The organism is Devosia sp. (genome assembly GCF_028290625.1).
Classification (GTDB): domain Bacteria; phylum Pseudomonadota; class Alphaproteobacteria; order Rhizobiales; family Devosiaceae; genus Devosia.
The window spans coordinates 151,363-168,023 of the sequence record NZ_JAQGJM010000034.1; the positions used below are offsets into that span (position 1 = coordinate 151,363).

At 64.6% G+C, this 16,661-nt stretch carries 18 protein-coding genes; 16 read left to right on the forward strand and 2 right to left on the reverse strand.

The window, feature by feature from the left end; all coding sequences use genetic code 11:
• The first annotated feature begins 127 nt into the window (after positions 1-127).
• Complete coding sequence (locus JWR51_RS18840) at positions 128-1,156, forward strand: LacI family DNA-binding transcriptional regulator (RefSeq protein WP_299751090.1); 1,029 nt, start codon at positions 128-130, stop codon at positions 1,154-1,156.
• 139 nt (positions 1,157-1,295) lie between these two features.
• On the opposite strand, the gene JWR51_RS18845 is transcribed toward JWR51_RS18840, so the two are convergent.
• Positions 1,296-1,652, reverse strand: a complete 357-nt coding sequence (locus tag JWR51_RS18845; RefSeq protein ID WP_299751093.1) for a DUF305 domain-containing protein — start codon at positions 1,650-1,652, stop codon at positions 1,296-1,298.
• A 163-nt stretch (positions 1,653-1,815) separates the two neighbouring features.
• Between JWR51_RS18845 and JWR51_RS18850 the strand changes: the two genes are divergently transcribed.
• The 10 genes from JWR51_RS18850 (at position 1,816) to cobM (ending at position 9,917) form a co-directional block, all read left to right on the forward strand.
• Complete coding sequence (locus JWR51_RS18850; protein ID WP_299751096.1) at positions 1,816-2,829, forward strand: cation diffusion facilitator family transporter; 1,014 nt, start codon at positions 1,816-1,818, stop codon at positions 2,827-2,829.
• A 30-nt stretch (positions 2,830-2,859) separates the two neighbouring features.
• Entirely contained in the window at positions 2,860-3,216 is a 357-nt protein-coding gene (locus tag JWR51_RS18855) for a metalloregulator ArsR/SmtB family transcription factor (protein WP_299751098.1), read from the forward strand.
• Positions 3,213-3,683, forward strand: coding sequence for an SRPBCC family protein (locus JWR51_RS18860; protein WP_299751101.1), 471 nt, complete (start codon positions 3,213-3,215; stop codon positions 3,681-3,683). Before JWR51_RS18855 ends, JWR51_RS18860 begins: the two co-directional genes overlap by 4 nt.
• Positions 3,684-3,688: 5 nt before the next feature.
• Positions 3,689-4,438: a precorrin-6A synthase (deacetylating) gene (cobF, locus tag JWR51_RS18865; protein WP_299751104.1), complete on the forward strand. Its 750-nt coding sequence runs from the start codon at positions 3,689-3,691 to the stop codon at positions 4,436-4,438.
• A 66-nt stretch (positions 4,439-4,504) separates the two neighbouring features.
• Positions 4,505-5,857: a precorrin-3B synthase gene (gene cobG, locus JWR51_RS18870; protein WP_299751107.1), complete on the forward strand. Its 1,353-nt coding sequence runs from the start codon at positions 4,505-4,507 to the stop codon at positions 5,855-5,857.
• Positions 5,854-6,486, forward strand: coding sequence for a precorrin-8X methylmutase (locus tag JWR51_RS18875; RefSeq protein WP_299751110.1), 633 nt, complete (start codon positions 5,854-5,856; stop codon positions 6,484-6,486). The genes cobG and JWR51_RS18875 overlap by 4 nt, the downstream gene beginning before the upstream one ends.
• On the forward strand, positions 6,483-7,205 hold the full coding sequence (locus tag JWR51_RS18880) for a precorrin-2 C(20)-methyltransferase (RefSeq protein WP_299751112.1): 723 nt from the start codon (positions 6,483-6,485) through the stop codon (positions 7,203-7,205). Before JWR51_RS18875 ends, JWR51_RS18880 begins: the two co-directional genes overlap by 4 nt.
• Entirely contained in the window at positions 7,202-7,963 is a 762-nt protein-coding gene (locus JWR51_RS18885) for a precorrin-3B C(17)-methyltransferase (RefSeq protein ID WP_299751115.1), read from the forward strand. The genes JWR51_RS18880 and JWR51_RS18885 overlap by 4 nt, the downstream gene beginning before the upstream one ends.
• The gene (gene cbiE / locus JWR51_RS18890) at positions 7,960-9,165 is read left to right on the forward strand and encodes a precorrin-6y C5,15-methyltransferase (decarboxylating) subunit CbiE (RefSeq protein ID WP_299751117.1); all 1,206 of its coding nucleotides are present in this window, start codon (positions 7,960-7,962) and stop codon (positions 9,163-9,165) included. Before JWR51_RS18885 ends, cbiE begins: the two co-directional genes overlap by 4 nt.
• Entirely contained in the window at positions 9,162-9,917 is a 756-nt protein-coding gene (gene cobM, locus JWR51_RS18895; RefSeq protein WP_299751120.1) for a precorrin-4 C(11)-methyltransferase, read from the forward strand. The genes cbiE and cobM overlap by 4 nt, the downstream gene beginning before the upstream one ends.
• A 166-nt stretch (positions 9,918-10,083) precedes the next feature.
• Here the strand turns inward: cobM and JWR51_RS18900 are convergent, their stop codons facing one another.
• Positions 10,084-11,049: a nucleoside hydrolase gene (locus JWR51_RS18900; RefSeq protein WP_299751122.1), complete on the reverse strand. Its 966-nt coding sequence runs from the start codon at positions 11,047-11,049 to the stop codon at positions 10,084-10,086.
• Positions 11,050-11,232: 183 nt separating this feature from the next.
• Between JWR51_RS18900 and JWR51_RS18905 the strand changes: the two genes are divergently transcribed.
• From JWR51_RS18905 to JWR51_RS18925, 5 genes are all read left to right on the forward strand, one after another.
• Positions 11,233-12,840: a GGDEF domain-containing protein gene (locus tag JWR51_RS18905; RefSeq protein ID WP_299751125.1), complete on the forward strand. Its 1,608-nt coding sequence runs from the start codon at positions 11,233-11,235 to the stop codon at positions 12,838-12,840.
• Positions 12,841-12,902: 62 nt separating this feature from the next.
• Positions 12,903-13,400: a GAF domain-containing protein gene (locus JWR51_RS18910; RefSeq protein ID WP_299751128.1), complete on the forward strand. Its 498-nt coding sequence runs from the start codon at positions 12,903-12,905 to the stop codon at positions 13,398-13,400.
• A gap of 141 nt (positions 13,401-13,541) precedes the next feature.
• Positions 13,542-14,471 (forward strand): ABC transporter permease, encoded by a 930-nt coding sequence (locus JWR51_RS18915; protein ID WP_299751131.1) that lies wholly within the window; start codon positions 13,542-13,544, stop codon positions 14,469-14,471.
• Complete coding sequence (locus tag JWR51_RS18920; RefSeq protein ID WP_299751134.1) at positions 14,468-15,649, forward strand: ABC transporter permease; 1,182 nt, start codon at positions 14,468-14,470, stop codon at positions 15,647-15,649. The genes JWR51_RS18915 and JWR51_RS18920 overlap by 4 nt, the downstream gene beginning before the upstream one ends.
• Entirely contained in the window at positions 15,646-16,644 is a 999-nt protein-coding gene (locus JWR51_RS18925; RefSeq protein WP_299751136.1) for an ABC transporter ATP-binding protein, read from the forward strand. The genes JWR51_RS18920 and JWR51_RS18925 overlap by 4 nt, the downstream gene beginning before the upstream one ends.
• Positions 16,645-16,661: the final 17 nt, after the last annotated feature.

The following is a 16,661-nucleotide window of genomic DNA, read 5'->3' on the forward strand; positions in this document are numbered from 1 at the left end:
TTACATAGAGGCAAATATGTATAACGTTCACGCGATTGGTGTCGCGCGGTTCAAAGGGTCTGCTAAGAGGCTCGCGCCGCGATGGGTATCCAAGCCCGACACGAGACCGCGCGGGGCGGAGCGCAGCGTGCAGCACCAGAAACTGGCCACCATCGAAGATGTCGCGGCACTGGCCGGCGTGTCGATCGCCACGGTCAGCCGGGCCATTAACGAGCCCACCAAGGTCGCTGACGAAACGCGACGCAAGGTGACCGAGGCCGTCGCCAAGACCGGCTACACCACCAATGCCATGGCGCGCTCGCTGCGGATGCGCCGCAGCAACATGATCCTGATTCTTGCCCCCGACGTGGGCGATCCGAACTTTTCCAATATCCTCGTCGGACTCGAAACCGAGGCCAGCAAGCGCGGCTACGGCGTGCTGATCGGCAATACGCAGAACGATCCGGCCCGCGAGACCGACTATCTGCGTTTCATCAGCTCCAACCAGGCCGATGGCCTGATCCTGTTCACCGGCCATCTGCCCTATGGCTTCGGCCACGAAGGCGGCGAAGCGCGGCTGCCGCCGATGGTGGCGGTCAACGAACCGGTCGCCAATGCCGAGGTGCCGTTCGTCGGCGTGGATAATTTCGAGGGTTCGCGGGTGGCCACCGAACACCTGATTTCGCAGGGGCACCGCCGCATCGCCTTTATCGGGCATTCGACCAGCAAGGCGATCAATATGCTGCGCGAGAAGGGTTATCGCGCGGCGCTGCAGGCGGCCAGGATCGAGGTCGATCCGCGCATGATCCTCGCTGGCGACGGCACCACCGAGAGCGGACGGGCGGCGGCCGAGCATATGTTCGTGCGCGATGTGCTGCCGAGCGCTTTCCTCTGTGTGAACGATGCGACGGCTTTGGGCGTGATCATCTCGCTCAATACCCGCAAATACGACCTGCCACGCGATTTCTCGATCATGGGCTTCGACGATATTTCCTTCGCCAGCTTCGTGACCCCGGCGCTGACGACGATGAAGCAGCCCCGCCTCAAGATCGGCGAAAAGGCCATGGACCTGCTATTGGCGCTACTGGAGGGCAAGAGGCCCGCACAGCCCGAAGTGCTGCTGCGGGCGGAACTGATCGTGCGGAACTCAGTGAGCCGGCCGGGGCACGAGCGGTAGGCGTCGCCACGCCCTCGTGGTTCGAGGCTCGCAAGTGCTCGCGCCTCACCATGAGGGCTACCGGTAAATCGCGATCCCACTAGACCTCAGGGTGAGGCGGGAGCGCAGCGACCCTCGAACCACGAGGGCGTGGCACACTTCACGGCGCCGGATGTTTGGCCAGCCAGTCCTGCATCCAGGCGATCTCGCCCTCCTGCGCGGTGATGACGTCCTGCGCCAGCTTCTTGATCTCGGGATCGGTGCCGTGCTCCAGCACCACTTTAGCCATAGCGATGGCGCCCTGGTGATGCGGAATCATACCGCGGACGAAGTCGATATCCGCATCGCCGGAATAGTCGATTTCCATGGCGGAATGCATATCCATGTTAGCGGCCTTGTAGGCCGTGGTCGCGGCAGTGTCGGTGGCCGTGGCACCATGATCCATGTGCATCTCTTGCGCTGCGGTGGACAGAACGAGGGCCAGGATGAGGGCAGATGCAAGCAGCAGGGGTTTCATAGGTGGTCTCCTTTTACGACTGTGTGGCGGTTGTGCAATGTTGACCCGTGGGAAGGTCAAGCCCGTCTGCGCAGTAGTTTCTGACGCGGAAAACACGGCGTGGGTTGCACAAATCATATGAACGTGCATTCATATGTTAGAATTTCAACCCGGACCGCCGACGATGACCGCTCACGACCATAGCGCCCACGAGCACGACCATGCCGAGCATGACCACGATCATGATCATGGTGGGCACGAGCATGGCCACGAGGGTCACAGTCACGCGCCCGAGGTCAGCAGTACCAATGAGAAGGTAGTGCTGGCGGGGCTGATGCTGACGGCGGGGTTCATGGTGGTCGAGATCATCGGCGGCGCCATGTCGGGCTCGCTGGCGCTGATCGCCGACGCCGGGCATATGCTGACCGATGCCGCGGCGCTGGCGCTGGCCTGGACGGGTTTCCGGCTCGGCCGACGCGCCTCGGACGGCAAGCGCACCTTCGGCTATTTGCGATTCGAAGTGGTGGCCGGCTTCGTCAACGCGCTGGCCCTGCTCGGACTGACGGTGTGGATTCTTTACGAGGCGGTGATGCGGCTGCTGTCGGGGGAAGGCCATATCCTGGCCGGCCCGATGCTGGCGGTCGCGGTGGCGGGGCTGGTCGTCAACGGGCTGGTGTTTTTCATCCTGACGCGGGGCGACAAGGAGCACATCAACATCAAGGGCGCCATGCTGCACGTCATGGGCGATCTACTGGGTTCGGTGGCGGCGATCGGCGCGGCGATCGTGATCTGGTTCACCGGCTGGACGCCGATCGACCCGATCCTGTCGGTGCTGCTCTCGGCGCTGATCCTGCGCAGCGGTTGGTCGCTGCTCAAGAGCTCGCTCAATATCCTGATGGAGGGCGTGCCGGGCAATGTGGTGATCGATGAGGTGCGCGGTGCGCTGTCATCGGTCGAGGGCGTCAAGGCCATTTCCCACATGCATATCTGGTCGATCACGTCGGGCAAACCGGCGGCGACGCTGGAGCTGTCACTGGCCGACGGTGCCGACGCGGCGGCCACCACCGAGCGGGTCAAGGCGGTGTTGGCCGAGCGCTACGCCATCGGCCACGCGACGGTGGAAATCGACTGGCGCGGCTCGGTTGGCACCTGTCCCCTGCCCCAGTCGACAGCACCGGTTCACGCGCATTCGCATTGACATCGGCGGGCGAAATTGTTAGTTAAGGTTATGCTTAACCAACAGTCGCACCCGAATCTCGATCTCATGTTCCAGGCCCTGGCCGATCCGACGCGACGGGGCATGGTGGAGCGGCTGAGCCGCGGCCCGGTTTCGGTGAGTGAACTGGCCAAGCCGTTTGCGATGAGCCTGCCAGCCGTGGTGCAGCATCTGCAGATGCTGGAGGCCAGCGGGCTGGTCAGCTCGGAGAAGGTTGGTCGCGTGCGCACGGTGCGCATCGAGGCGGAGGCGCTGAGCCAGGCCGAACAATGGATCAACGAACGCCGCACCAATTGGGTCAAGCGGCTGGACCGGCTGGGCGACTTTCTCGCTGCCACCGCCGATGACGAGCCCGAGAGCAAGGCATGACCGAACGGACGATCACGCACGCTATGTTCACGCTGGAGCGGCACTATCCGGCCGGCCTGGCGCGGGTATGGAAGGCGCTGTCGGACCCGGTGTCCAAGAAAAAATGGTTCGAGGCGCCCGAGACCTGGGAGAAAGATGTCCACCAGATGGACTTCCGGGTTGGCGGCCGCGAGACCAGCGTCGGCGGTCCGCCAGGCGGGCCGGTGATCACGTTCGAGGCGCTGTACTACGACATCGTGGTCAATGAGCGCATCGTTTACAGCTATGACATGCTGGTGGGCGACAAGCGTATTTCGGTGTCGCTGGCCGCGTTCGAATTGAAATCGGAGGGCGACGCGACGCGGCTGGTGCTGACCGAGCACGGTTGCTATCTCGATGGCTCCGACGACGGCAGCGAGCGCAAGCGCGGCACCGGCGGATTGCTCGACAAGCTGGGCGCCTATCTCGCCCGCGAAATGGCGAACTAGCCGGCATGAAAACCATTCTGCTCGTGGGCGTCGGCACCGGAAATCCGGAGCATGTGACCATTCAGGCCATCAACGCGCTCAACCGCGCCGATGTGCTGCTGATCCCCGACAAGGGCGAAAGCAAGAGCGAGCTGGCCGAGCTGCGCCGCGATATCGTGCGGCGGTACGTGACCAATCCGGCGACCCGGTCGGTGGAGTTTGCGCCGCCGGTGCGTGATGCGGGCACGCCCGATTATGCCGAGCGGGTGGCCGATTGGCATGGCGAATTGGCGCGGCAGTTCGGGCAATTGCTGGATCAGCATGTGGGCGACGGCGGGATCGCGGCGTTTCTGGTATGGGGCGATCCGGGGCTTTATGACAGCACGATCCGGATTTTCGAGCGGTTGCGGGCCGCTGCGCCGGGCGCTTACGGCCTCGAGATTATCCCCGGCATCAGCAGTATCCAGGCGCTGACGGCCGCCCATGGCATTGCGCTCAATCGGATTGGCGAGCCGGTGCATATCACCACCGGGCGGCGGCTGGCGCAGGGCGACCGGCGTGGCGATACGCTGGTGATGCTCGATGGACAGATGGCGTTTGCCAGCGTCGATGCCGACCTCGATATCTTCTGGGGGGCGTATCTGGGGACGGCGGATGAACTGCTGATCAGCGGGCGCCTGCGCGACGTCGCCAACCAGATCGTCGAGGCAAGGCGACTGGCGCGCGAAAAGCATGGCTGGATCATGGATACGTATTTACTACGCGAGCGGGACTGACAGGCGGCTTTGTCTCGGCGGCATGATCATATAAAGATCAGGCCCCATGCCTGTTGGACCTGTCTTTTGACCCAGCTTAACCTTGCACCATCGGCGTCGAGCCCTGCCCGCGACCAGCGTCGCGGCGCCTGCCCGACGCTGCGCGAGCCGATGCAGACTGGCGACGGACTATTGGTGCGGTTGCGGCCGGTGGGGGGCGTGATCTCGCCAGATCAGCTGCGCGCCGTGGCGGGCTCGGCCGAGCGGTTCGGCAACGGCCAGATTGAGATTACCGCGCGCGGCAATGTGCAGGTGCGGGGATTGCGCGCCGACGCGGTCGCGGCATTCGCGCAGGGCATCGAGACGGTCGTCGCGATTGAAACCGGACTGGTGATCGAGGTCTCACCGCTGGCAGGGCTTGATCTGCATGAAATTGCCGATCCACGGCCGCTGGCGGAGGCGATCCGTAAAGCGGTGGCGGATGGCGCGCTGGAGGCGGCGCTGGGGCCGAAAGTGACGGTGGTAGTCGATGGTGGCGGGCGTGTTGGGCGCTATGGGCTTTCGGCCGACATTCGGCTGACGGCGGGGGGCTCTACGGATGCGCCGATGTGGGCGCTTGAGGTGGGCGGGAACGCAATCGGCCTGCTTCGGACGCAAGACGCTGCCGGGGCGGTCTGGGCGATGTTGAGCCTGATCGCCGAACTCGGGCCGCGTGGCCGAGGACGCAATCTGAATGTGGCTGCAATGCGGCAGGCGCTCGCGCCGTTGGTCGCTGCGGCGTCAATTCCGCCCGCCCCTGTCCGGCCGGAGCCAGATAGGATTGAACTGACCAATGGGCGCGTAGGGGCGATTGTCGGTCTTGCCTTTGGCGCGGCAAGTGCTGCGGCGCTGACCGGGCTTGCGGACGCGGCGCAACACGCCGGCATTGCTGAGTTTCATCTGGCGCCGCAGCATCGGTTGATCGGCATCTGTGCAACGGAGGCGGATGCGGCGCGCTTTCAGCAGGCGGCGGGGGCATTGGGCTTCATCATTTCCGCCGCCGATCCACGCCGTGCGATCAGCGCCTGCATTGGCAGTGAGGGCTGCGCATCGGGCACCATCGCGGCGCGGCCCGTGGCGGAAACGCTGGCACAGGCGGAGGCGGAGTTTTTCGATGGCTCGTTTGCGCTGCATGTGTCGGGGTGCGCCAAGGGCTGCGCGCATCCGAGTCCGGCGCTACTGACGCTGGTGGGCAATGAGGCCGGTGTGGACCTGGTGGTCGATGGCAGCGCCAAAAGCGCGCCAACATTGCATCTGGCGAGCGACGCCGTGCCAACTGGGGTGCGACGGCTGGCGGCGTTGTGGCGGGGCGAACGAAAGCTGGGAGAATCCGTCGCGGCGTGCTTCAAGCGGCTCGGCGCGGCTTCGATCGCCGCTGCGGTTCGGCAAGGCTGGCAATGACAGAATACGACTACATCAAGGATGGGGACGCCATCTATCGGGCATCGTTCGCCATCATCCGGGCGGAAGCTGATTTCTCGGGTTTTTCGCCGGAGGAAACCGACGTTGCCGTCCGCATGGTGCATGCCGCGGGATTGGTAGAGGCGGCGCGGCAGTTCGTGTTCGGCGCGGGATTTGTGGCAGCGGCTCGTGCCGCGCTACAGGGCGGCGCGCCGATCCTATGCGATGCCGAAATGGTGGCGCGGGGCGTGACGGCGGCCCGGTTGCCGGCGAATAACGAGGTCATCTGCACCCTGCGCGACCCGCGCACGCCCGGTATTGCCGCCGAGATCGGCAATACCCGTTCGGCGGCGGCGTTGCGCCTGTGGACCGAGCGCATGGCCGGCTCAATCGTCGCCATCGGCAATGCACCAACGGCACTGTTCCACCTGCTTGAGCTGCTGCGCGACGGCGCGCCGAAGCCCGCGGCAATTCTTGGAATGCCGGTCGGCTTTGTCGGCGCGACCGAGTCCAAGGATGCGCTGGCGGAGAATTCCTATGGCGTGCCGTTCGCCATTGTGCGCGGGCGGCTGGGGGGTAGTGCGATCACCGCCGCGGCGCTCAATGCGCTGGCGAGGCCGGGACTATGAGCGGCAAGTTGATCGGGGTTGGCACCGGGCCGGGCGATCCGGAATTGCTGACACTCAAGGCGGTTCGCGCGATCGCAAGCGCCGATGTGGTGGCCTACTTCGCCAAGCGCGGCAATGCCAGCAACGCGCGGGCCATCGTCGCGGATCTGCTCACCGGGCAGATTGAAGAGCCCCTGCACTATCCGGTGACCACCGAAATCGCACGGGACCATGCGGACTACAGTTCGGCCATCGATGGGTTCTATGTCGAAGCGGCGGAGCGGGTGGCGGGGCACTTGGCCGCCGGCCGCAACGTCGTCGTGCTGAGCGAGGGCGATCCGCTGTTCTACGGCTCCTATATGCATCTGCATGTGCGGCTTGCGACGCGGTTCGATACCGAGGTCATTCCCGGCATCACCGCCATGTCGGGCTGCTGGTCGCATGCGGGCTTACCGCTGGTGCAGGGTGACGATGTATTGAGCGTGCTGCCCGGCACGCTGGGCGAAGCCGAACTCACCCGTCGACTGGGCGATACCGGCGGCGCCGTGATCATGAAGGTGGGCCGCAACCTGCCAAAAATTCGCCGCGCCATCGCCGAGGCCGGGAAGCTGGCCACGGCGATCTATGTCGAGCGCGGCACGATGGCCAATGGCCACTCGATCCGGCTGGCCGACAAGCCGGACGACGAGGCGCCCTACTTTGCGCTGATCCTGGTGCCGGGCTGGACGGGGCGGCCATGAGCGGCAAGCTGGTCATTGTCGGCCTCGGGCCGGGTAGCGCCGAGCAGGTCACGCCGCAGGCCAGCGCCGCCGTCGCGGCGGCGGAGGTGTTTTTCGGCTATGGGCCTTATCTCGACCGGCTGGCGCTGCGGCCTGACCAGAGGCGCGTGGCTTCCGACAATCGCGAGGAACTCAGCCGCGCCAAGGCCGCGCTGCATGCGGCGGCGGGCGGGGCGCATGTCTGCGTCGTTTCGGGGGGCGATCCTGGGGTTTTCGCCATGGCAGCCGCCGTGTGCGAGGCAATCGAGGAGGATGTGGAATCCTGGCGTGAAATCGACCTCGAAATTGTTCCCGGCGTGACCGCAATGCTGGCAGTGGCGGCACGGGCGGGGGCGCCGCTAGGGCATGATTTCTGCGCCATTTCGCTGTCCGATAATCTCAAGCCGTGGGCGGTGATCGAGCAGCGCTTGCGCGCCGTCGCCACTGTCGGGCTGGTGATCGCGCTCTACAATCCCATCAGTCGCGCGCGGCCCTGGCAGCTTGGCTCCGCTTTCGCCATCCTGCGCGAGGTGCTGCCCTGGACTACGCCAGTGATCTTCGGGCGGGCCGCCGGACGGCCGGACGAGGCCATCGCCGTCACTACGCTGGCGGACGCCGACGCAACGCGCGCCGACATGGCGACCTGTGTCATCATCGGCTCGGCCGAGACCCGCCTCATCGAGCGGCCAGGACGGCAGCCGCTGGTCTATTCGCCGCGCTCGAGTGGGGTGATGCCGTGAGATGGCTGGCCATTGTGGGGATTGGCGAGGACGGGATTGCCGGGCTTGGTGAGACCGCCAGGCGGCGGATCGCGCAGGCCGATATCGTCTTTGGCGGCGCGCGGCATCTCGAATTGGCGGGCGCTATCATCACCGGTGAGCGACGCGCATGGGATAGCCCGTTCATCCGCTCGATCGAAGCGGTGCTGGCCGAACGCGGCCGCGCGGTCTGCGTGCTGGCTTCGGGCGATCCATTCCACTATGGCGTCGGCGCCACGCTGTCGCGCCATGTCGACGCCGCCGAAATGGAGGTGTTGCCGCATCCCTCATCGTTCAGTCTTGCCGCAGGGCGCATGGGTTGGCCGTTGCAGGATGTCATCTGCCTGTCGCTGCATGGGCGCGCGCTGGACCTGATCCGACCGCATCTGCATCCCGGCGCGCGTATTCTGGCGCTGACGTCGGATGAGGCAGGACCGGCGACGCTGGCGCAGTCGCTCGATGCCACGGGGTTTGGGGAAACGACCATCACCGTGCTGGAGGCACTGGGCGGACCTGAGGAAAAGGTGCGGGTGGCAACCGCCGCCCGGTTTGCCCTGCCCCACATCAACCCGCTCAATATCTGCGCCATCGAGGTTGCCGCTGCGCCTGGGGCGCGCATTTTGCCGTTCACGGCCGGTCGCGACGATGCGTTGTTTGAGCATGACGGGCAGATCACCAAGCGCGAGGTCCGGGCGCTGACGCTGGCTGCGCTGGCGCCGAGGCGGGGGGAATTGTTGTGGGATATCGGCGCGGGTTCGGGCTCGGTGGGTATCGAGTGGATGCTGGCGGATGTGAGCCTGCGCGTTATCGCCATTGAAGCGGACGCCGAGCGGGTGGTGCGGATCGGGCGCAATGCGGCGGCTTTTGGAGTGCCGGATTTGCGGGTTGTGCATGGGGCGGCACCGATAGCTTTGGGCGACCTGCCCCGGCCTGATGCGATTTTTATTGGCGGTGGCGGTACGGAGCGGGGTGTGATGGACGCGGCCGTGGCGGCGCTGCCCTCAGGCGGACGGCTGGTCGCCAACGCGGTGACCACGCAGTTGGAGGCCTTACTACTGGCCCGGCATGTGGAACTGGGCGGGCAGCTCACGCGCATTGCCATCGACCGTGCGGCGCCAATTGGCGGCATGACGGGGTGGCGGCCGCACATGCCGATCACGCAATGGAGCTGGATTAAGCCATGACCGTGCATTTCATCGGCGCCGGCCCCGGCGCGGCCGATTTGATCACCGTGCGCGGGCGCGACCTGTTAGCGCGGTGCCCGGTGTGCCTCTATGCCGGCTCGATCGTGCCGAAGGAACTGCTGGCCTATTGCCCGCTAGATGCACGGATCGTCGATACGGCGTCGTTGTCGCTGGATGATATCGAGGCGGAGTATGCGGCGGCGGAGGCGGCTGGGCAGGATGTAGCGCGGTTGCATTCGGGCGACCTCTCGGTGTGGAGCGCAGTGGCCGAGCAGATCCGGCGGCTGGAGCGGCTGGCGATTGGCTATACGCTGACGCCGGGCGTACCGGCTTTTGCGGCAGCAGCGGCAGCGCTGGGGCGGGAGCTGACCATACCGGGCGTGGCACAAAGCCTGGTGCTGACGCGGGTTTCGGGACGGGCATCACCGATGCCCGTGGATGAGACGCTGGCGGGGTTCGGCGCGACCGGGGCGACGCTGGCGATCCACCTGGCGATCCATGCGCTGGATCGCGTGGTGGCGGAATTGACGCCGATCTATGGGGCCGATTGCCCGGTGGCAATTGTTGTGCGGGCGTCGTGGCCGGAGGAGCGGGTCGTGCGCGGCACGCTGGGGGATATCGAGGCGCAGGTCGCCAGCGATCCGATCGAGCGCACCGCGATCATCTTTGTCGGCCCCGGCCTGGGGGCCGAGGACTTTCGCGAAAGTGCGCTTTACAGCGCTGATTATCCGAGGCGATTTCGGGGGGTGTAGGCCCCTCATCCACCCTTCGCGCACCTTCTCCCACGAGGGGAGAAGGGGGACACGGTGGATGAGCTAAGAGTGGAGCCACCCCTCGCCCCTTGCGGGAGAGGGACAGCTTGCGACGCGTTCAGCGGAGCAAGCAGGGTGAGGGGTTTGCCGCCGCAGCCACTAGCCCCTAAGCCGCGTCGACGATGGTCTTCATGTAGAGATCGAGGATGGCTGGCGTGTCGCAAGCGACGCAGACATCGTGTGACGGCAGGCCGCTCCACGGGCTGGGTGGGAACTTGCGGATATCGGGCTGCTGGATGGTCTGGCCCTCGGCGAGGCCTTCGGTAACGACGCGGATCGGGCCGGAGCGAGTGGTGAACAGCTCGGGCGCGATCACATAGGCGACGGCCAGCGAGTCATGGCCGAAGACGCCATCGACGCCGGTGACGTCGTTGTAGAACTTGGCGTAGAGCCGGGTCATGTCCCAGATCAATTGGCCATTGGCGCCGGCACCGTCGCGCAATTGGGCCAGGTAGGCGTTGGTCATCAGGGCTTCCTGGGTGACGTCGAGGCCAATGACTGTCACCTTCCAGTTGCCGGCAAAGATCTCGTCGGCGGCCAGCGGATCGCCGTGAATATTGGCTTCGGCAACCGGGGTTACGTTGCCGCTATGGCCATTGAAGCCGAAGGCGCCGCCCATGATGACCACGGATTTGACCAGCGGGGCAAAATCGGGATCGAGCCGCAGGGCCAGCGCCAGGTTGGTCATGCGGCCGACGGCAATGATGGTCACTTCGCCCGGATTGGCGCGCACCGTCTCGATGAGGAAGTGGGCGGCGTCGAGGGCATGCAGGCCTGAAGTGTCCACTTCGGGGAGCGGGATATCGCCGAGCCCGTTTTCGCCATGCACCATTTCGGGCACCGCGGCGATCACGCCATTCAGCGCGGCTGCGGCTCCGCGCGCGACGGGCGCCGTGATATCGAAATGCTGGCGCAGGAACAGGGCGTTGCGGGTGGTGGTCTCGATCGAGGCATTGCCCAGCACGGTGGTGATACCCAACAGGTCCAACGCCGGCGAGGACTTGAGGAACAGCAGCGCCATTGCGTCATCGATGCCGGGGTCGGTATCGAAAATAACCTTGGTGGGGGACACGGCGCTGCTCCTGGTTCTGGTGGGTGCGCGTGCCTATCAGTGATGGCCGCCGACTGCAAACCGCGTCGCGCAGTCTGACCTACAAATTTGGCCGGGCCGCCAGCGTCGACGCCATTTTGCAGGCCTGAAACCGTCCAGGCATTAGGAATTAGTCGATAGAATCGCTCTAGACTTGTGCTCGAAATGACCAGAGTACCGCCCTTGCCCATCGCCTCCGACCCGCACCATGATGGACTCATCTTGGGCCGGCATTTGCTGGCCCGCGGGCAATGCGTGGAGGCGCTGGCGGCTACCAAGCAGGTCTTTGCGCAAGCCGAAGGCCGCCGCGACAAAGCGCTAATGTCACGCGCCCTGGTGCAGATCGCCTGGTGTTGCATGAAGCTTGGCGATCCCGAGACGGGGCTGGATTGCCTGCTCGGTTCCAGGCGGCTGGAGCAGCGCAGCGCCGACAGTGCCGAGGACGCCCGGACCAGCGCGATCGAAGCCTTCCTGCTGCTGGACCTGGGCTTGAGCGACGAAGCCTTCGCGGCCGCCGAACTGGCTGTTATCACCGCAGAAGCGGCCGGCGAGGACGCCGTCACGGCCTTCACCTACAACGTCAAGGGCGTAATCCTTGCCTTGTGCCGACAGCCGGAACTGGGCACCAAACTGCTGGCGCGCGCCGTTGCGCTGACGCAGGGTGCCAAAGAGGAAAGCGACCGCGCCTTCCATCTGCTCAATCTGGGCTTCTGCCAGATCCAGCTCGCCGACGATGCCGAGATGAGCGAGCGTCCCTCGGAGGGCCGGCATTGGCTGGACCTGGCAATTGAAACCAATGGCGCCGCCATCGCCACCGCCCGGCTATGTGGCGATGCCTGGACATTGCGCACTGCGCTGGCCAACGGCGCCGAATACCAGGCCCGCTGTGGCAATCTGGACCAGGCCATGGCCTATCTGGACGCCTCTGCGGCGCTGCCGGGCGATCCCGGGGTGAGCCTGCGCATCCACTATCTGTATACGCTGGGTGACGTTCAATTGCGGGCCGGTCGGCTTGAAGACGCGAGGAACACCTGTGCCGAAGCGCTGGCGCAGGCCGAAATGGGCAACCAGATCGACCATCAGCTCAACGCGGTCCAGCGGCTTTGCGACGTGCACGAGGCACTGGGGCAATTCGAGACGGCGCTGGCGCTGCACCGGCGCTTTCATGCCCTCTATGTGCGGCAATCGGGGGAAACCACGCGGCGCCGCGCCAAGATCGCCGAAATCCAGTTGGAGAGCGAACAATTGCGGGCGCGGGCCCAGGAATTGACCATGCAAGTCATGCTTGACCCGCTGACCGGCATCGCCAATCGCCGTAGTTTCGATCAAATCCTGGGCCGGCTGGATGGCTCGCCCTATGCGGTGGGCATGCTGGACCTGGACCATTTCAAGTCGGTCAACGACCGCTTCTCGCACCAGGTGGGCGACACGGTGCTGCGGCGGGTAGCGCGCATCATGGTGGAGCAGATCGGTGTGCATGGCCACGCGGTCCGCCTTGGCGGTGAGGAATTCGCGCTGATATTTCCCGGCGCCGTCACCGCCAATGCCTCGGTGTTCTGCGACACGGTCCGTCTTGCCATTGCGGATGCGGACTGGTCCGACATAGCCGCCGACCTGCGAGTCACAGCCAGCATTGGGCTGGCCGCCGGAACCGGCGGAGAGGGCGGCGACGACCTGATTGCCGCTGCCGACCGACGCCTCTACGCCGCCAAAACGCAGGGCCGCGACCGCTTGGTGGCGTTCGACGCAGATGCGCTTGTCATGGCCGGTTGAGCGATTGCGCCAGTTGCCATAGGGATATCGCCCCTGTCGAATCGAACCGTCGAGACATCGCTATGACCACCGCCCCGGCGTTTCGCGCCTTTGAAGAAACGCTGGCGCGATACACTGACCCTTCCGAAGTTGGCGCAGCGCTGCATCGACTGACCGAGGCGGTCATCGGGGTCAAGCTGTTCACGCTGACGGCGATCAATATGGACGCGGGTCATGTGCGGCGGGTTTATTCCAGCCATGAGGATGTGTATCCCCTGCTCGGCACCAAGCCGCTGGTGATCGACGACTGGTTCGAACGGATGCGCACCGAGCGGGCGATCGATGTCATCAATACGGCCGCCGGGATGGAGGGCAATTTCGGCGATCTGGACTTGATCCGTGCGCTGGGCTGCAATGCCTCGATCAGCGTGCCGGTGATGGCAGGCAACGAGCTGCTCGGGACCATCAATGCGCTGGATGCCGAGGGGCGCTACACGGCGGACAAGGTCGAGGCCGCTCAGGCGCTGATCGTGCCTGCGATTGCCACGTTTCTGATTCTGCGCGGTCATTTTGCGCTTTAGGCACACTAAAATTTAGTACTGCGGTCTATTGAACCGGAGGGCCTAAGGTGCTGGTATAGCGGCATGATCAGCCCGCCGCCCCAGCCCCGACCACTGCCGCCTGACGCGATTGCCGCGTGGGCAATCGGCCAGGCGCACTAGATGGCGACTTATGTCATCCAGCGGCTGGGGCTGATGCTGCTGACCCTGTTCGCGATCGTCACGCTGACGTTTTTCCTGATGCATGCCGTGCCGGGCGGGCCCTTCGTGTCAGAACGCATGCTGGCGCCGGAAATCGAGGCAGCGCTGAATGCCAAGTTTGGCCTCAGCGATCCGATCTGGCTGCAATATCTGCATTACCTGCGCGGCATTGCGATGTTCGATCTTGGCCCGTCGTTCAAATATCCCGGCGTTTCGGTCAATCAGATGATCGCCGATGGCCTGCCAGTGACGCTGCGGCTGGGCCTGCTGGCGGTGATTTGCGTGATCGCGCTGGGCGTGCCGATGGGGATTGTTGCGGCACTGAACCGCAATAAATGGCCAGACACCGGCGTCATGCTGCTGGCGACGATGGGCGTCGCCATTCCGTCCTATGTGATCGCCACGGTGCTGCTTTATGTGTTTGCACTCAAGCTCGGCTGGGTGCCGACCTTCGGGCTGGACGACTGGCGCGGCTATATATTGCCGGTGCTGGCGCTGGCGGGGTTCTGGATTTCATTTGTGGCGCGGCTGTCACGGTCGAGTCTACTGGAGACGTTCGAGCAGGATTATATGACCACGGCGCGGGCCAAGGGCCTGAGGCCCGGACAGGTGCTATTCAAGCATGGCCTGCGCAATTCGCTGATCCCGGTGGTGACGGTGTTGGGGCCGGTGGTGGCCAACCTGGTCACCGGCTCGTTCGTGATCGAGCAGATTTTCGCCCTGCCCGGCATTGGGCGGCACTTCGTGCTATCGATCACCAATCGCGATTATACAGCGATCATGGGCATCACCATTTTCTATGCGGCGCTGTTGATGGTGATGATCCTGATCGTCGACCTGCTCTATCTGTGGCTCGATCCGCGCATCAAGCTGTCGAGGCAATCGGCATGAGCGAGGAAACGATTGCTCCCGCCATGTGGGAAAAGCTGGATCGTTCGGCGGCCGAGACCGAGGTCATCGCCACGCCAAGCCTGACCTATTGGCAGGATGTGCGGAAGCGGCTGTGGGCCAACAAGCCGGCCGTGGTCAGCATCGGGTTTATCGTGCTGCTGATCCTGGCGGCGATTTTCGGGCCGATCTTCAGCCCGTTTTCCTATTCCGACCAGAACCTCAAGCTGGCGAACTTGCCGCCGGTGTTCGAGCCGTACCGCGTCACCGATAGCTCTGGCACGTCGACGCGGTTTTTCCTCAACGCGTCCAATTTCAACCTCTATCAGGTGTCCGAAGGCGGCCAAGTGGAGGAGATCATCCGCGGCGAGCGCAAGGACATGCTCAAGAAGCGGCAGGGGTTCAAGTTTGGCGATCAGGCGGTGACGCTCGACTATTCCAGCTTGCCGGCTAAGCTGCTCAATGCCGATGGTTCGGTGCTGCGTCCCGAGGGGCTGCAGTGGAACATGACTTACCTGTTCGGCACCGATCAGCTCGGGCGCGACGTGCTGGTGCGGCAGATGATCGGGGCACGGATTTCGCTGACCGTGGCATTCGTGGCGACGCTGGTGAACTTTTTCATCGGCATCTTCTATGGCGGGATCGCCGGCTATATGGGCGGCAAGACCGACGCGGTGATGATGCGCATTGTCGAGATCATCTCGACCATTCCGCTCACGCTCTATGTGATCCTCTTGATGGTGGTGCTGGATAGCGGACTGATTTCCATCGTCGTCGCCATCGGCTCGGTGTTCTGGGTGGATATGGCGCGGATGGTGCGTGGACAAATCCTGATGCTCAAGAGCCAGGATTACGTGGCGGCGGCGCGGACCATGGGCGCGGGGACCGGCCGGATATTGACCAAGCATCTGCTGCCCAATTCGGTGGGGCCGATCCTAGTGACGCTGACCATGCTGATCCCGAGCGCGATTTTCATCGAGAGCTTCATGAGCTTCATCGGGCTGGGCGTGACGCCGCCGCTGGCAAGCTGGGGCACGCTGACCTCGGAGGCGGTGGAGACGCTGCGGGCGTATCCGCACCAACTGTTTTTCCCGGCGGCGGCGATCAGCCTGACCATGTTTGCGTTCAATTTCCTGGGCGATGGGCTGCGCGATGCGCTCGATCCGAGGCTGCGCAAATGATCGGTCCGATCCTGTCCGTGCGCGACCTGCGCACCAGCTTCTTTTCACAGCGCGGCGAAGTGCAGGCGGTGCGGGGCGTCAGCTTTGATGTGGCGCCGGCCGAAATGCTGGGCATTGTGGGGGAAAGCGGCTCAGGCAAGTCGATTACCTGCATGTCGATCCTGCGGCTGCTCAAGGCCAATGGGCGGATTAAGAGCGGCGAGGCACTGTTCGACGGGCGCGATCTGTTCAAGCTCGATGAAGACGAGATGCGCGACCTGCGCGGCAACGATATTGCGGTGATTTTCCAGGACCCGATGACGAGCCTGAACCCCACGCTGACGGTGGGCGAGCAGGTCATCGAGACCATTTTGCGGCATCGGCGCCTGACGCGGGCACAGGCGCGGCAGCGGGCGATCGAGCTGTTCGAACTGGTGCGGATTCCCTCGGCGACGGCGCGACTCAAGTCGTATCCGCATGAGTTTTCCGGCGGGATGCGGCAGCGGGTGATGATCGCGATGGCGCTGAGTTGCGATCCAAAACTGCTGATTGCCGATGAGCCGACGACGGCGCTCGACGTGACTATCCAGCGGCAAATCCTGATGTTGCTGAAGGAATTGCAGACGCGGCTGGGCATGGCGGTGATTTTGATCACGCATGACCTGGGGGTGATTGCCGAGGTCACCGACCACATCGTGGTGATGTATGGCGGCATGGTGATGGAGCAGGGCAATGTGCGCGACCTGTTCGCCCGCCCGCGCCATCCCTATACGCAGGGGCTGCTCGCAGCGGTGCCGGATTTGCGGGATGACACGCATCATCGGCTAACGCCGATCCCCGGATCGCCGCCGGATATGGCGCATCCACCGGAGGGGTGTCCGTTCGCGCCACGCTGCCCGCATACGATGCAGCAGTGCGTCGCGGCGATGCCGCCGCTGTTCGATGGGGCACGGTGTTGGCTGCAGCATCCGGAGGCGCCGCGCGTGGCTGGGGTCAATGAGTTGGAGCCAGCGTGAACCATTCCATCGCCAAT

Excerpts from the sequence above, each read along its gene's own strand:
- JWR51_RS18845 (WP_299751093.1), bottom strand. The coding sequence starts at position 1,652 with ATGAAACCCCTGCTGCTTGCATCTGCCCTCATCCTGGCCCTCGTTCTG.
- JWR51_RS18850 (WP_299751096.1), top strand. The coding sequence starts at position 1,816 with ATGACCGCTCACGACCATAGCGCCCACGAGCACGACCATGCCGAGCAT.
- JWR51_RS18855 (WP_299751098.1), top strand. The coding sequence starts at position 2,860 with ATGCTTAACCAACAGTCGCACCCGAATCTCGATCTCATGTTCCAGGCC.
- JWR51_RS18860 (WP_299751101.1), top strand. The coding sequence starts at position 3,213 with ATGACCGAACGGACGATCACGCACGCTATGTTCACGCTGGAGCGGCAC.
- cobF (WP_299751104.1), top strand. The coding sequence starts at position 3,689 with ATGAAAACCATTCTGCTCGTGGGCGTCGGCACCGGAAATCCGGAGCAT.
- JWR51_RS18875 (WP_299751110.1), top strand. The coding sequence starts at position 5,854 with ATGACAGAATACGACTACATCAAGGATGGGGACGCCATCTATCGGGCA.
- JWR51_RS18880 (WP_299751112.1), top strand. The coding sequence starts at position 6,483 with ATGAGCGGCAAGTTGATCGGGGTTGGCACCGGGCCGGGCGATCCGGAA.
- JWR51_RS18885 (WP_299751115.1), top strand. The coding sequence starts at position 7,202 with ATGAGCGGCAAGCTGGTCATTGTCGGCCTCGGGCCGGGTAGCGCCGAG.
- cobM (WP_299751120.1), top strand. The coding sequence starts at position 9,162 with ATGACCGTGCATTTCATCGGCGCCGGCCCCGGCGCGGCCGATTTGATC.
- JWR51_RS18905 (WP_299751125.1), top strand. The coding sequence starts at position 11,233 with ATGACCAGAGTACCGCCCTTGCCCATCGCCTCCGACCCGCACCATGAT.
- JWR51_RS18910 (WP_299751128.1), top strand. The coding sequence starts at position 12,903 with ATGACCACCGCCCCGGCGTTTCGCGCCTTTGAAGAAACGCTGGCGCGA.
- JWR51_RS18915 (WP_299751131.1), top strand. The coding sequence starts at position 13,542 with ATGGCGACTTATGTCATCCAGCGGCTGGGGCTGATGCTGCTGACCCTG.
- JWR51_RS18920 (WP_299751134.1), top strand. The coding sequence starts at position 14,468 with ATGAGCGAGGAAACGATTGCTCCCGCCATGTGGGAAAAGCTGGATCGT.
- JWR51_RS18925 (WP_299751136.1), top strand. The coding sequence starts at position 15,646 with ATGATCGGTCCGATCCTGTCCGTGCGCGACCTGCGCACCAGCTTCTTT.